The 14094-nt window shown below is 51.2% G+C and carries 15 protein-coding genes and 2 rRNA genes; 1 reads left to right on the top strand and 16 read right to left on the bottom strand.

Annotation, left to right across the window (positions count from 1 at the left end; translation table 11 throughout):
* Positions 1–2 precede the first annotated feature (2 nt).
* From D7Z26_RS10480 to D7Z26_RS10435, 10 genes are all read right to left on the bottom strand, one after another.
* A complete protein-coding gene (locus D7Z26_RS10480) occupies positions 3–488 on the bottom strand; it encodes an A24 family peptidase (protein ID WP_158602256.1) in 486 nt (161 codons plus the stop codon).
* Positions 485–1459, bottom strand: coding sequence for a TadE/TadG family type IV pilus assembly protein (locus D7Z26_RS10475; protein ID WP_120976620.1), 975 nt, complete (start codon positions 1457–1459; stop codon positions 485–487). Before D7Z26_RS10475 ends, D7Z26_RS10480 begins: the two co-directional genes overlap by 4 nt.
* Positions 1422–3677 carry a hypothetical protein gene (locus D7Z26_RS10470; RefSeq protein ID WP_147423846.1) on the bottom strand — a complete coding sequence of 752 codons (2256 nt, stop codon included), beginning with the start codon at positions 3675–3677 and terminating at the stop codon, positions 1422–1424. The genes D7Z26_RS10475 and D7Z26_RS10470 overlap by 38 nt, the downstream gene beginning before the upstream one ends.
* A 78-nt stretch (positions 3678–3755) precedes the next feature.
* Positions 3756–4445 carry a hypothetical protein gene (locus tag D7Z26_RS10465; protein ID WP_120976616.1) on the bottom strand — a complete coding sequence of 230 codons (690 nt, stop codon included), beginning with the start codon at positions 4443–4445 and terminating at the stop codon, positions 3756–3758.
* A 4-nt stretch (positions 4446–4449) separates the two neighbouring features.
* Positions 4450–4653, bottom strand: a complete 204-nt coding sequence (locus tag D7Z26_RS10460) for a Flp1 family type IVb pilin (protein WP_120976614.1) — start codon at positions 4651–4653, stop codon at positions 4450–4452.
* A gap of 30 nt (positions 4654–4683) precedes the next feature.
* Positions 4684–5529, bottom strand: a complete 846-nt coding sequence (locus D7Z26_RS10455) for a type II secretion system F family protein (RefSeq protein ID WP_120976612.1) — start codon at positions 5527–5529, stop codon at positions 4684–4686.
* On the bottom strand, positions 5526–6266 hold the full coding sequence (locus tag D7Z26_RS10450; protein ID WP_158602255.1) for a type II secretion system F family protein: 741 nt from the start codon (positions 6264–6266) through the stop codon (positions 5526–5528). Before D7Z26_RS10450 ends, D7Z26_RS10455 begins: the two co-directional genes overlap by 4 nt.
* On the bottom strand, positions 6263–7504 hold the full coding sequence (locus D7Z26_RS10445) for a CpaF family protein (protein WP_120976607.1): 1242 nt from the start codon (positions 7502–7504) through the stop codon (positions 6263–6265). Before D7Z26_RS10445 ends, D7Z26_RS10450 begins: the two co-directional genes overlap by 4 nt.
* A complete protein-coding gene (locus tag D7Z26_RS10440; RefSeq protein WP_120976605.1) occupies positions 7467–8633 on the bottom strand; it encodes a P-loop NTPase family protein in 1167 nt (388 codons plus the stop codon). Before D7Z26_RS10440 ends, D7Z26_RS10445 begins: the two co-directional genes overlap by 38 nt.
* Positions 8634–8783: 150 nt before the next feature.
* A complete protein-coding gene (locus tag D7Z26_RS10435) occupies positions 8784–9371 on the bottom strand; it encodes a guanylate kinase (RefSeq protein WP_120977576.1) in 588 nt (195 codons plus the stop codon).
* A gap of 292 nt (positions 9372–9663) precedes the next feature.
* Here D7Z26_RS10435 and D7Z26_RS10430 point away from each other — a divergent pair, with 292 nt between their 5' ends.
* Positions 9664–10203 carry a C40 family peptidase gene (locus D7Z26_RS10430; protein ID WP_120976604.1) on the top strand — a complete coding sequence of 180 codons (540 nt, stop codon included), beginning with the start codon at positions 9664–9666 and terminating at the stop codon, positions 10201–10203.
* A 41-nt stretch (positions 10204–10244) separates the two neighbouring features.
* Here the strand turns inward: D7Z26_RS10430 and D7Z26_RS10425 are convergent, their stop codons facing one another.
* The 6 genes from D7Z26_RS10425 to D7Z26_RS10400 form a co-directional block, all read right to left on the bottom strand.
* Positions 10245–11171 (bottom strand): SPFH domain-containing protein, encoded by a 927-nt coding sequence (locus tag D7Z26_RS10425; protein WP_120976602.1) that lies wholly within the window; start codon positions 11169–11171, stop codon positions 10245–10247.
* A complete protein-coding gene (locus tag D7Z26_RS10420) occupies positions 11168–11605 on the bottom strand; it encodes an NfeD family protein (protein ID WP_120976600.1) in 438 nt (145 codons plus the stop codon). The genes D7Z26_RS10425 and D7Z26_RS10420 overlap by 4 nt, the downstream gene beginning before the upstream one ends.
* 111 nt (positions 11606–11716) lie before the next feature.
* Positions 11717–12583, bottom strand: a complete 867-nt coding sequence (locus D7Z26_RS10415) for a YitT family protein (RefSeq protein WP_120976598.1) — start codon at positions 12581–12583, stop codon at positions 11717–11719.
* A gap of 124 nt (positions 12584–12707) precedes the next feature.
* Positions 12708–13649 carry an LLM class flavin-dependent oxidoreductase gene (locus tag D7Z26_RS10410; RefSeq protein ID WP_120976597.1) on the bottom strand — a complete coding sequence of 314 codons (942 nt, stop codon included), beginning with the start codon at positions 13647–13649 and terminating at the stop codon, positions 12708–12710.
* Between the two features lie 101 nt (positions 13650–13750).
* A 5S ribosomal RNA gene (gene rrf, locus D7Z26_RS10405) occupies positions 13751–13867 on the bottom strand.
* 101 nt (positions 13868–13968) lie between these two features.
* Positions 13969–14094: ribosomal RNA gene (locus D7Z26_RS10400) — 23S ribosomal RNA — on the bottom strand; the annotation flags it as partial.

Here is a 14094-nt window from a genome sequence, read left to right as displayed (position 1 = left end):
CCCTATCCTTTCCAAAGTAAGGTGACGAATCCGGGTGCCACAGCAAGCATGAAAGGGAATTGAACGCCCCTTCCTCCTGCGAGCGGGTGGCTCCCCCAAGGCCACTTCAGCTTTCCTCCCCATATTCGTATTCCCGGTAATCGAAGCAACATCAGAACGCATGCGATTCCTCCGGCGTACAGAATCGATAACATAACCAACCATGCCGTTAACGAAGCCCCTGCCCACATGCCGAATGCCCCAAACCATTTGACGTCTCCTCCCCCCATTCCGCCCAATCGATTCATCGCGTAGAGAGGGACGAAACCGGCTAGAGCACCTGTAATCGCCCAACCCAAGCCCAATATTCCGTGCGCGAAGGTTTGATATAATAACCCGCTTCCCGCGAATACTACGGTCAATTCATTCGGGATGCGCATGTTGCGCACATCTGTCCAACAAGCCGTAACCAACAATAGTCCGACGACCGTTATCTCCCATCCGTTCACTGTTCGGCCTCCCCGGTAACCGCGCTTTTCTTGCCCGCGACTTCGAAATCTCGTTTCCACAGGCCTCCCGAATGATTCGCGACTTGCAGATTCCATTGTCCGGGAGTCGTCCTCCCCGACACGTGCCATGTCCATGATACGAGCCCAGAGCCATCCGCCATCGCCGACCCTAGATGCTTAGCTTGACTTAGTCCGCTCTTATACACGATGGACAAGTCTACGGTCGTGCCCGGCTTCGTGCGAATGACCAGAGTCGCTTTGCGACCGGGTCTGACCGGATTCGGCTCCAAGGAAACGAACGAAACTTCGAAAGCCTCCCCCTCGCCTTCTTTATCCAACCTAGACGCCGACGGACTTCCGCCAATCCAAACGCGCTCGCGAGCTGAACTCCGGAGAACTAGGCTACGTCCAATAAACGGGACCTTCATCGGAAGCTTATATTCCGCTTCGATGGTTAAGTAAGCTTGAGCGCGATCATCTCCATCCGGCAATACAACGGAAGTAAGGCGAATCCGCGAATCTTCCAACACGTTCTCATCGACGAACGGCTTCATTAACTGTCCGAATGCCAGCCGAACCGCTTGCTGCTCTAACGACAACGAACCGTTGGACGCTTGCTCCGCCCATTCCTTCATCGGCGAAGGTAGCCACTTTCCGTATTTGCCGACGGTTTCTCCAACGCTTAACCACTTTTCGTTCCATTTCTCGGCTTGTTGGCCGACTTTCGTTTCCTTAGCCTGTTCAATCCCAAGAGAAACGGGATACCAAGCGGACGCCGCTTGCCTTGCCGTCTGAGATAGCGCTCCGTGAAAGGCCATGGAGATGATCGCGGTCTGAATCATGAAGACCAGAAAAAGCACGAATATCAAGAAAACCGGCATCACCAGCGCCGTCTCGAGCGTCACGCTCCCATGCGCAGCCGCGAGTCTTCTTCTATTGATAGGAGCTATCCGCAGCATAAGTCGCTTCATAACGGTTCCCCTTTATCGATCCTCCGAGATGGCCAAACTTCCCTAGGATCTTAAGCAAGCCTGGGAAAAACCATAACCGAACCGAGGCGGTCACTTCCCCGCTGGCGTATGTATACGCTCCACGAAAATCCAAATCGGTAGCATGCTCGATTACCGCTATCGTTCTCGCCAACTGATTAGCCGAGCCTCCATTCGATAGCAAAAATATCCTCAAATAATCCTCGTATCGGGTATCGACCTTCAAATACTTGGACAATTGGACTTTGCCGTTCTCGACGAGACTAGTCAGATCGAGTACCGCTTTCGTAATTCCGTACACCAGCGCCGCGGCCAGCACGAGAAGCGGATGTCCCAACGATCGGCATTCGATTAATCCCTCCATCGTTCGAATCGCCAAACGAAAAGCAAAGATTTCGCTATATGCTGCCGCGATATTACCAGCGGGATTATTCAACCCGTACAAGATGTACTCCGTTTCCTGCATATGGATATCTAGCGAAGTTTCGCCGCCTCGTAGCATCTCCTTTACGAGCGATGGGTGGTAATAAGATAAGCGGGACATCGCGTATTCGGAAAAATAAAGCTGGTCCCTCGCTCCCGTCATGGAGCCCAACAGAGCATCCATCAAACCGCTTGAAGCGTCGAGCGCCTTATCCCTGCCATCGGATGGATCGCTTGGTCTGCCGGTAACCGCCTTCTCATCCTCCCCTTTGTTCCATTCCCTATTGACTTGGTAAAGGCCGTGTATCTGATCGAAAAAAGCCTTTTCTTCGTCGGAACCGGTAATCCCCGTTAAAGTTCCGAGAAAATTGGTTGCACCCGTCCAAGCCGATTGCGCCTTCTTCTCCTCTTGCTTTCGTTCCTTGTCTTGTGAACGATGAGCGGTCAAGCGTTCCTCTCGCTGATGAACGACAGATCCATCGGCGCCAAACGTCCGCACGTATTCGGAAAATCGTTGCTGAAGTTTATCGGTTTCCTCCCACAACTCTTGCTCTCTTCCCGTTGAACCGGGTACCGTGGATGCCATTCCCGCAAATGATGCCGTCTCGTCGGCCAGCTTATCTCCCTGCGTCATCTGCATATTAATCTCCGAAGCGAACTCATCCATGAACAGCGGCTCTAAGATAAGTTCCTCCGCCGAATTACGCAGTTGTTCCATCGATTCAATTTGCTCCGTTCCTACCGACTGCTCTCCATCCGACATATCTTCGGCGGGGGATGCCTTAGGAAGACTTTTCGCTTGGGCGATGATCGCTTTCATCTCGTCATTGGCTACCTCGGCTTTGGACAAAGCCGTCCTAGCCTCTTCTCCTGCAGCCAAGGACCTCAGGCGTATATTGTCCGAATCGTTGCTTAAAGCCTTCGCCAATGCAAACGCTCCCGACTCATAAGCGGCGATTATCGCTTCGTAACGCGGGCCCTTCTCTATTACGGTCTCCTCCTTGTTATCTTCGCTTTTCTTTTGGACGCTCTCCTGCTTCCGCTTCTTCTCTTCTTCCGTTAATCGTTGAACCTCCCTACTCGCATCATCTTCTTGCCGCTTGCTTACATAGTCCTCATATTGTTCCGCTACTTCTACTATCGTACCTACGTCTCCCGCCGGTTTGCCGGCATGCGAAGTCGCCGGAGGGTATGGCACTTTTTTCTCAATTAGCTTCATTACCGTTTTCCCGAGGTTCGTCTGCGCGGCTAACGCGTCATCCAAAGCAGATTCGCGTCTATCGTAGGCTTTGCGCATAGCTTCTAACAGGTTTACGGTTTGAACCGCCTCTTTCATCCCGTTCGATACGCCTCGAAAACGTTCTGTCAACTCGATCGCGAGGTCGATCGGTGCTTTATATTTCATTTCCTCGAGGATCTGTCTGCGGAACACCCCGTGATCGGCTAACGGACGGCTTTCCGTGACTTCCGTCTCCCCCCATTCGACATCCAAATACGAAAAATCCCCCTCGGCATGCTTGGCGACGTTCCCTTCCAACGTCTGGCGAAACAATTCGTTCGCAGGTTCTCCTCCCCTTATGAATAAACCGTATCTCTCGTACAGGAGCGGATCATAGGAAGAAAGAGTCGATCGGATCCCGGACTTCGCCGCTAGCTCGGCTTGCTTACGAAAAGCCGCGATTCGCGCGAAATCAATAAGCAGTGCGGACAGAAGAACGAACGCCGCGGTCGCGGCAACGAAATAAATCGTAACGGTACCCGATGTCGATTTCTTCACCGCTAATCTCCCGAAGACTCGCCTTAAGCCCCATTTCCGCAGCTGTTCCATTCTTTCCCCTCTCTTTCCCACGCTTCATCAACCGCGTTTCTTAAGGACGTCGCCCGCCTTATCGCGATATTCGGTTTCCCCTCCCGGCGCTTCTTTCATCTTGGAAGCGTAATATCGAATCAAATTAAACGAGCGCAGGAATTCCGCGGGTTCGACAATCAAAGCGGAAGATTTAGCTCCCGCACGCTCATCGCCTCTTAACCATGCAAGCGGAGCCGGCAACCATCCGATCTCCACTCGCGCTTCGATCTCGCGTTTGATTCCGATATTGAGATAACTTAACTTACCCGCTCCAAGCAAGCGTTTCGACGCCGATTCGAACGCTCCCCTGCGAAGCTTGTCCGCCGGCGATGCCCCCGTAGTTCCTTCCATTCCCGGAATTACATCAACTTGCGTCGCCCCGCTCTCACCCCCGAGTCCGAATAGGCCCAGAACCAGTCCGTCATCCGCAAGGCGCCAGTATAACCCGTCGTATCGCCCTTCCGGATACGCGCCCGTCAAAGTTTCCTTCGCCGAATTCGACCAATTGAAGGCTGTTCTCTCAGCCGTAACCGAAACGCCATAATAGAGAAGCGCGCGTTGCGAAATAAATAACGAGAAAAGCAGCACGATCAAAGTCATCAAAAATACCCACGGGAAAATCATGGATGCTTCAAGCGTAACCGTTCCGGTATCATCGCCCCATAATCGAAGTCGCTTGGACCTGAATATCGTCATCGATTTAATCCTTGAAGAGCGAATCTGATTTACCTTCAATGGAGTCCATTAAATTGCCGATAAATTCTAGAATCCAATCCTTAAAGAATATGGCTACTATGATCAATACCGCCGCGATCAGAACAAGCTCCAGCGTGCCTAAGCCTTCCTCGTCGCGCCATAGCGCTCCTAACGCCTTAACTCCGTTCTTCAACACATAACCGATCATCTTCCTCATCCTTTCGCTTGAGTCTTATGTCTACATCATCAATACCGTCGGCGCTCCGACAAGCACCATAATTATCATAAAAATAATCGTCAGGGGGAACGCCATTCGCGTAGAGGCTTGCTCCCCCAGCGTTCGGGCAATCGTCTTTCTTTTCTCCCACATCTGTCTTGTCAATTCCCGTAAAGCCGGAACGAATTCCCCTCCGCCTCTTCGGGCATTAATCAGAATCGTCGTTGCGAATCGCTGTACTTCGGGAACTGCGCATCTGCGCCCCATCTCTTCCAACGCAACCGCCAAGTTTTCTCCCCGCTTCAATCCTTCGAGCGCGGCCTTCAATTCTCTGTACAATGGATTATCGCTGTTTGCTTTTTGCTCGGCGGCCCTCGCTAGAGCCTTCATGACGTTCTCTCCCGCGTTCACCATCAATAAAAGCTTGCTCAGTAATTCGGGCAATTCCATAAGGATCGCGTGTCTTCTCGCAATTACTTTATTGGACAACTCTTTCGCGCGAAGCATGGGAAGGCAAGCGCCGAGTAATATTCCGAAAAACAATAATGTCGGATTCCGCGCTAACAGCGCCAATACCCCCGTGCCCATGAGCGCCAGGTAGCCCAAGCCGAAGCTTTCGGCCGCCCAATTCGTGAACATTTCCGACGTGCACTTACCCCCGTTTAATAACGACAAGGCGAGTCTTTGCCTGTGCAATAGTGGAAATACCTTCGCGCCAACCCACTTCAACTTCATGAGCGCAACAAAAGGATCGATATGAAATCGGAATGATCTCCATTCCACTCGGGTTATCCGCGCCCGTATCGTTAACCAGACGTATATCGCGAAAATGATCAAGCAACACGGTACCAACAAAACGCCGCTCATAATCGGATATCCATGATCCGAAAGATCCAGCGGCAACAGCCCAACAATAAGAACAAACAGACGGTCAAAACTACGATTCCCATCCCCTTATGTAGGGGCTGCATATAATCTCCCGCCATGACTTGCAGAATTCCTACGAAAGCAAAGGGCATCCCGATCATGATCCGCGATTCGAATTTTTTCTGGGCGATTAGCACTTCTACCTCGAGTTCCACCTCCAGCTTTTCGCTTATTAAATACGAAGTTCTGCGCACGACCTCGACCAGATCTCCTCCCGTTTTTTTGCAAATGCGAATGACGTCCGAGAAATTCGTCACTTCCTCCAGCTCCGACCGCCTGGCGAAGTCCTGCAATCCGATCTCAATCGGTTCGCCATTAAGAAGCCGGTTAGCTATTGCTCTTAACTCCGCCAACAAATCGGATTGCTCTTCTCCGATGAGCAGGACCAAATCCTGCTCCAGCGACATAAAAGCATTCTCTACGGATCTTCCAGCCGAGAGAAGAGACGACAATGCCTGAAGAGCCTCTTTGAATTGCCGCCTCAGCTTATCCCTCCGTTTACGGCCTAATGCCCGCGCATAATAACGCGGATAGAAAAGTCCCAGCGAAGCCGTCGCTATTCCAACGAACGCATAACCGTACAGAAGCCACGCCGCCGCAAAACAACTCCCGCATCCGATCGTTATCGCCCAGCTTTTCTCTAACCCGCTTAAGCGATAAAACCGATAATCGGTCACCTCATCCCCTCCTTGGCCAAGCCTGCGTGAGACAGCTTCCGTATGTCTTGTAGAGAATCCGATCTCTGCAAGCTCCCGATAATTCGGCCATCGCGCTCTCCCGCTTCCACGAAACGGAATAACGTGCGAAGCTCGATTTCTTCCCCGAGCATCCCCGTCACTTCGCAAATCTCGGTAACCCGCCGACTGGAATCGCGGAAGCGGCTTATATGAATGATGACATCTATCGCGGAGGAGATTTGTTTACGGACGACGCTTACGGGCAACTCGGCACCGCTTAATACCATCGTCTCTAATCTGGAAAGCATGTCCTTGGCTCCATTCGAGTGTCCCGTCGATAAGCTCCCTTCATGGCCGGTATTCATCGCCTGCAGCATATCGAGCGCTTCCGCGCCTCGCACCTCGCCGACTATGATTCGATTCGGACGCATCCTCAACGAAGCGCGAATCAATTCTCGAATGCCGATCTCGCCTTTGCCCTCGCTGTTCGCGTTCCGCGTTTCCAACGAGACGAGATTCGACACCCCTCTGATTTGCAGTTCGGCCGCATCCTCGATCGTAATGACGCGTTCGTCCGGCGGGATCCATTGGGACAACGCGTTAAGAAAGGTGGTCTTACCCGAACCTGTTCCTCCGCTAATAAAAAGATTGTATTTCGCGACTACCAATTGCCGGAGGAAAACAGCGGCTTCTTGAGAAATCGCCTCCTTATCGATCAGGTTCTCCATCGTAAGCGGTTGATGGGGAAACCTTCGAATCGTCATCGTCGGTCCTTTCAGGGCGATCGGCGGAAGAACCACATGAACCCTCGAGCCGTCCGGCAATCGGGCATCCACGATAGGCGACGCCTCGTTAACGATGCGGTTGACCCTGCCGACGATACTCTGGATCAGATCCTCCAACCGATCGGCGCTCTCGAAACCGATCGGCGCTTGCTTGAGCTCCCCGTTCCGCTCGATATAGATGTCGTCATGGGAATTGATCATGATTTCCGTTATTTCTTTGTCCTCGAGCAGTGGTTGCAAGGCATCCAATCCGCGGAAGGAATGGAATAGTCGAGATACTGCTCCTTTTCGTTCCGTGGCCGTCATCAACCGAGACCTCTGTCTTCGGAAAAGCTCGTTCTCGATCAATTGTCGCAACTGCTCGTCGCTGACCGAACTATCCCATGACAAACGAGATTTAACCGCTTCCCTCAGCTCAGCCAGTTCCTCTAACGTAAGACCGTTGGCCGCCATTCCCTTCCTCCCTTGTTCGTCTAGAAGCGGACTCTGACTTCGGTGCCTCAACCGCGCTTCCGAATCCGATTTCTTGGAGCAACCGCTCGATCGCCCCCGAGAAAACGGGCGCCGACATATATTTGCCGGGCTGATCGACCGTTTTCCACTGCGGAATATAGGGCAATCTTGCCGTGGGCTTGCCGCCAGGCAATGGCCAACGGTTCACGAGTCCATCCCCGTACGCCTTGTTCCATACGAATATGCACTTATCCAGCCAGTTCTCGTTATGTCTGTGCCAGTAACGAAGCAGCTTCTCGTTCTTAAGAAGCGACTGCGCATCATCTAGCGTCAACCAGACGATACTATCGCTAAGCAGCATCAGTTCCCGATGCCAATCACCCGCTCCCGAGTCCGGATCCACGACAATCAAGTCATACCTGCCGGATCTTCGCAAATGACCCAGTAATTCGGCCAACGCCTCCGTGGACATAGCTAACCGTTCTCCGGGATGTTCGGGTGCATCGAGAAAATCGGTTCGCAATTGCGGTTGATGCCGGCACAATTGTTCCAGTGCCGGTTCCAACTGATCGGAGTGCGCCTGCATCGCATACAGCAATCGCGATAGGCTATCCGGCTCGCCCCTCCCGAACAATAGAGAAGTTGCGTTCAAAGCTTCAAGGTTGAAGTAGAAAGTCCGAAGTCCCCGCTCTCCCGCTTGACGAATCGCGTTTAACGCGACCGTAGTTTTTCCCGTGCCCCCGGATGCGGAGAACACCGTCAATACATGCCCGCCGCTGCGGATCGACGGAGCCGTGCCCATAGACATCGCCTTCCGTATGCTCGACAGAATCGCGGGCAGAGGTTGAAATTGAGCGACTTCCTGCCACTCCTCTTGGGTATCGTCCCCTTTCTCCTCGACTAGCGCGATAACTTTGCCGGTTTTGTCTCCGGGCATAATAGATTCCCGCAACAATTCCGGAACGCCGATCAGCAAATCCGCGTCTCGGTTATCTTGAATTTCCCTTCGTAGCGCGCTCCCATGCGTATACACTGCGATGTCCCAATTCGGCTCTTCCCCGCGTAGAAATTCCGCAAGCTTAGCGGCATATTCGCGCTGTGGAACTGCCAGGATTACTCTTTTCGCCATCTTTATCCCTCCTGTCGGAAAACAAAAAAACCGCAAACCCTGACGGCTAAACGTCAGAATTTGCGGTGCTTCCGCTTATTGATTATGAATGTATCGATAAGATATCATGACATTCCCGATACGTCAACCCAATTTTTTCAATTTCATCCCTTAATCCTTATCCACCAAATCGCGTTGCAAATAAGCTTCAAGCTCGTTCGTGATTTCATAGGTCGTCTGAGCCAGATCGTAATTCTCGAATGCATGCTCGCACCAAGAGCGATAACCCATCTCTTGGTCGTAGTGATTAAGGTGCATGGCAATAACGTCTTCCGCCAGGCCCCGTTTCCGCTCACGTTCCTCTACGGTGCGCCGATCGGCGTACAGAAATATACGAATGACCTTGTCCCCGTATATTCGCTTAAGAATCCCTGCTCCTTCATGATTAAGGATCAGGTAAATCGAATCATTGTGATTCAGTTTCCGTTCGATATCCAACCCTCTGATCCCATAGAACTGTCCGTCGATCTCGACGCTCTCGAGAAACTCCCCGTGATGCTCCATAGATCTGTATTCGTCATGCGTGATGAAATGATAATCTTGCCCGTTCACTTCTCCTTGCCTCGGCTGACGCGTTACGAAGGAAATGACCTTCTCCATGCCGAACGTCTGGCCCACCGCTTCCGCGACCGATTTCCTGCCTGAGCCGTCCGGCCCCGTAAAGACGATAATCTTGTTCCGTTCGTTCAATTCATACACCAATCCAACCCTCTCCTTCCCCTGAAAAAGATGAGTTCCTTATAATATGCAGAATTATCCGATAATTATCAATTATAGAAGATAGGCTTGCTTTACGTCAACAAACAGTCTGATTTAAGCCGATTATCGTTCATTTCCTCCCGAAATCAGCGATTTTCAATAATCCGGGCAGCTCATTCTCAAGGCCGGCCACATTTTCCCATAATTAAGATAAGCTTAAAATCCAACTCCTGTACAAGCCCCGTGCTATACTTCCCTCAGTCACCTAGAACACTTACAGGAGGTAACATCCATGAAGAACAGCATTAAAAAAGTAATCCTGAGCGCAGCATGCTTCATGCTCATCGCGACTGGAACCGGTATTGCCAGCCAACAATCCGCGCATGCGGCTACATCGACTGCTACCGTTCAAAATAAAGCAGTAACCGCAAGTTCCACGTCCGCTAAGAAAAAAGCCGCCATTATCTCGTTCGCCAAAAGCTTACAAGGTAAAGTAACGTATAAATTCGGCGTAAATAACCCAAGCAAGCTCATTTTCGACTGCTCTTCCTTCACGAAATACGTGTTCGCCAAACAAGGCATCTCCCTCAAATGGGGAACGGCTTACCAAAGCAAACAAGGCACGTATGTCGCCAAGAAAAATCTTCAACCCGGCGATTTAGTCTTCCTAAGCGTTAGCACGCCAGGTAAAATCAATCACGTCGGAATCTACATCGGCGGCGGTAAATTCATTCATAACACCATCGGCAAATCGTTTAACGGCATTCTCATCAGCGACTTGAACTCGAGCACTTACTCTAAGCGTTACATCACAGCGCGCAGAGTCGGCTAAGCCAATGAACCCCCGCACATTCATGCGGGGGCATTTTTACTTTATTCGGCTTTTTTAGTTTTAAACGCTTCCGCGATCGCTCCGATGCTGCCCAACGTATCCGCAGCGCTTACAGGCAAGAAAATCTTATTCGCCGGTCCTTTGGCAATCTCGCTCAGCGCTTCGAACGACTTATATGCCAGAACTTTCTCGTCCAATCCCGCCTCCCTTAGAAGCCCGATCCTCGCTTTTTCCGCCTCGGCTACCGCTTGAATCGCTTTCGCCTGCCCCAGCGCTTCTAATTCTTGCGCTTGCCTGAACCCCTCGGCTTGACGAATGCGCGCTTCCTTCTCGCCTTCCGCTTTCAGTATCTTACTTTGTTTATCGCCTTCCGAACGTAAGATCAAGTCTTGCTTCGCGGCTTCGGCCTCCAAGACGATCGCCCTTTTGCTTCGTTCCGCCTTCATTTGTTTGTCCATCGCCTCTTGAATATCCGTCGGAGGCTTAATATCCAGCACTTCTACCCGCTCGATCCGAACGCCCCATTTCTCCGTCGCTTCGTCCAATGCCAATCGGATGTTCGAAGAAATTCTTTCGCGCCCCGACAAGGTCTCATCCAGTTCCATATTCCCGATAATCTGCCTCATGGTGGCCGTCGTGATATTCCTTACCCCGTATACGTAATCTGAAATTCCGTAGGTCGCTAAATCCGGAGCCACGATCTGATAAAAAATAATGGTGTCGATATGTACTTGCACGTTGTCCTTCGTAATTACGGTTTGCGGCGGTACGTTCGCTTGTTGAATTCGGAGGTCGTGATAGACCCGCACGTTATCGATGAACGGAACGAGAATGTTCACGCCCGGCGTCAACAATCGATTGAATTTACCCAATCGCTCCACCACGCCCACTCTTTGCTGCGGAATTATTTTGACGGACAATACGACGATAAAAATAATTAAGATGACGACAACAATTACGAAGATCATTCCGGCTTACCTCCCCATTTTTGAACCTCGAGCACCGTAGTCCCTCGGCTTATGACTCTTACGATTTCTTCCTTATCCAAGCTTTCGATTGACGACGCGCTCCAGGTCTCATTGCCGACTTTTACGATACCCGGCTTACCCGGGACGATCGGCTCCACGACTATCCCATCCTTGCCTACCAACTCATGGATCGCATCCCTGTATCCCGTAGATTGCCGAATCCTTTTCGTCAGCGGCTTGGTAAAAACGGTAAGTACCAAGGCGGCGATTCCACCCGCTAATGCTTGCGCGATTATGCTGTCCGGAACGAAAAACGCGACGACGGCTGCAACTAAAGCTCCGATCCCCAGCCACAGTAAATAAAACGTCAACGTAAGCATTTCCGCGATGATGAGCACTCCCGCGGCTATAAGCCAGATCGCCCAGCTTTCCATCGCACTCGTCCCCTTTCCCCCTTATATGATTGTACGACAATAATTTTACCTTATGACACAAAAAAAAGCTCTCCCGGAAATTCATTCCGAGATGAGCTTTTAGCTTTAGCGTTAGTGAATGCTTTTTTTCTCGATGTTGCCCCCCAGCACGTCCGCCACATTCTGAACGGAAATAAACGCTCTAGGATCGATCTCATGAACGACCGATTTTAACTTCGCGATTTCTAACCTTGTTACTACGCAAAAAATCAACTGCGTATCCTCTTTGGTATATCCGCCTTTGGCGTAGATTAAAGTCGTATTTCTACCCAACCTGTCCATGATCGCCTCGGATATTTCTTCATATTCGCCCGAGATAATCGTAGCCGATTTGGATTCGTCTAAGCCTTCGACCACGATATCCATCACTTTCGCCGCTATGTAGAAAGTAAAAATGGAGTACATGGCGGAATCCGCCCCGAAGACGAAACCCGCTACGATAAAAATAAAAACGTTTATGAACATGACGATCTGACCGACGGGCAAACGGAACTTTTTCGAGAATAGAATGGCCACGATCTCGGAGCCGTCCAGCGCCCCGCCGAATCGAATAACGATACCTATTCCTAGCCCCAGGATGACACCGCCATACAGTACCGCTAGTATTTTCTCGCTCGTAAAGGGCTCTACGCTGTGCAACAATGCCGTAGCCACCGACATGACTCCGACCCCGTACAGCGTGGAGACCGCGAATGTTTTCCCGATCATCTTGTAACCGATAAACAAGAAAGGCAGGTTGATGATAAAAATAAAAATGCCGAGCGCCACATGCGACACTTCCGACAATACAATCGATATCCCCGTAATTCCTCCATCGATTATTTCGTTCGGAACTAAGAATATCTCCAGTGCCACTGCCATTAATACGGCCCCGACCGTTAAAAAAACAAACTTCTTTATGTAATCGGCCATTGTCATTTTTTTGTGGGCTCTTGCCATCTGGATTGCTCCCTCCTTGGAGAAATACGGCTTTACGCCCCTGTATTGTGCGCCAATCGTAACGCGTTTAGACGCAAAAAAAATGACCCCCGATAACAATCGGAAGCCACTTACAAATTGATTATTAGAAAAGACAAGCCTCGGCGAGGAGTTCATAAGAGCGAAGCCTTTTCCCGTAATCCGGAATCATCGTTACGATAATAAATTCCTGAACGCCATAGGAGAGGGATAATTGCTCCAACTTGCTTTTTAGGCTTTGGGGGGTCCCTACCAGAAGCTTGCGGTTCGAAACTCCGTTCTCCGCGGTAGCGTCATCTTGTCGGAACAGCGTCGTGCCCGAAGCGGCCAGTCTTCGAGCTTCTTCCTCTGTCTCCGCGCAAACGACGCCGACGGCTACGATAGCGCGCGAGACTGTTGAATGCGCCGATGGAATAAAAGCGGCGCGATAAGCTTCTAACACTTCTTCCCCGTGTACTTCGCTCATGAACTGGCCGAATACGTAACCCGTGCCGAACTCCGCCGCGTACGCCGCGCTTTTCTTGTTCGTGCCCAATAACCACAAATCCGGCGGTACCGGCGGGGTTGGACGGGCAGCTATCGGTCTCTCATCGTATTTGTACTTGCCCTGCAACAGCTTAGAGACGCCGTCAAGCAGTTCCGGCATTTTCCCGACGTTCTCCAAGAAGTTGCCGCTTAGGGCGAGACTTACTTCGCCTGCCCCGCCCGGTGCTCTGCCGAGTCCAAGATCCACGCGCCCGGGGTATAAGCTCGCAAGCATATGGAAGGATTCGGCGACTTTCAACGGCTTATAATGAGGCAATAATAGCGCGCCGGAGCCAATTCGAATGCGCTGCGTTCTTGCCCCGATATGCGATAGAAGCACCTCCGTCGAGGTACACGCCAATCCGGGCATATCATGATGTTCAGCTACCCAATATCGACTGTATCCTAGCCTTTCAGCTGTTTGAGCCAGTTCCACCGCTTGCCCTAAAGCAATTGTCGCATCGGCTTGATTGAATACGGGTACGAGATCCAACACGCTGAGTTGGATGCTTCTTTCAGTCATGGCGTTCGACTCCTTTCAAACTCCGTTCTTCTATCGATTGAACCATTAATCCTTGTAAGATGCAAAAAAGCACCCTCGCGGGTGCTTCTTCTGTTTGTCCAGCCTGGCAACGTCCTACTCTCCCAGGACCCTGCGGTCCAAGTACCATCGGCGCTGGAGGTCTTAACGGTCGTGTTCGGGATGGGTACGCGTGGAACCCCTCCGCAATTGCTACCAGACCAGATCAAATACATCAAGGCTTGCGCCTTGAAAACTGGATGCGAAACAAAGCTTAGAAGAAAGGTGAATGTATCATTTGTCTTACTGTAGTCAATTCGTTTAGGATAAGCCCTCGACCGATTAGTACTCGTCAGCTCCACACGTTACCGCGCTTCCACCCCGAGCCTATCAACCTCGTGTTCTTCAAGGGGTCTTACGAATTGGGAAATCTCATCTTGAGGCAGGC

Source organism: Cohnella endophytica, from assembly GCF_003628305.1.
Taxonomy (GTDB): Bacteria; Bacillota; Bacilli; order Paenibacillales; family Paenibacillaceae; genus Cohnella; species Cohnella endophytica.
The sequence above is the reverse complement of the archived record's forward strand: the minus strand, read 5'-3'. Positions and strand labels throughout refer to the sequence as shown.

Coding starts and splice junctions, on each gene's coding strand:
- D7Z26_RS10415 (WP_120976598.1), bottom strand. CDS start 12,583: ATGGCAAGAGCCCACAAAAAAATGACAATGGCCGATTACATAAAGAAG.
- D7Z26_RS10465 (WP_120976616.1), bottom strand. CDS start 4,445: ATGACGATATTCAGGTCCAAGCGACTTCGATTATGGGGCGATGATACC.
- D7Z26_RS10460 (WP_120976614.1), bottom strand. CDS start 4,653: ATGATCGGTTATGTGTTGAAGAACGGAGTTAAGGCGTTAGGAGCGCTA.
- D7Z26_RS10410 (WP_120976597.1), bottom strand. CDS start 13,649: ATGACTGAAAGAAGCATCCAACTCAGCGTGTTGGATCTCGTACCCGTA.
- D7Z26_RS10440 (WP_120976605.1), bottom strand. CDS start 8,633: ATGGCGAAAAGAGTAATCCTGGCAGTTCCACAGCGCGAATATGCCGCT.
- D7Z26_RS10475 (WP_120976620.1), bottom strand. CDS start 1,459: ATGAAGCGACTTATGCTGCGGATAGCTCCTATCAATAGAAGAAGACTC.
- D7Z26_RS10445 (WP_120976607.1), bottom strand. CDS start 7,504: ATGGCGGCCAACGGTCTTACGTTAGAGGAACTGGCTGAGCTGAGGGAA.
- D7Z26_RS10430 (WP_120976604.1), top strand. CDS start 9,664: ATGAAGAACAGCATTAAAAAAGTAATCCTGAGCGCAGCATGCTTCATG.
- D7Z26_RS10455 (WP_120976612.1), bottom strand. CDS start 5,529: ATGAGCGGCGTTTTGTTGGTACCGTGTTGCTTGATCATTTTCGCGATA.
- D7Z26_RS10425 (WP_120976602.1), bottom strand. CDS start 11,171: ATGATCTTCGTAATTGTTGTCGTCATCTTAATTATTTTTATCGTCGTA.
- D7Z26_RS10420 (WP_120976600.1), bottom strand. CDS start 11,605: ATGGAAAGCTGGGCGATCTGGCTTATAGCCGCGGGAGTGCTCATCATC.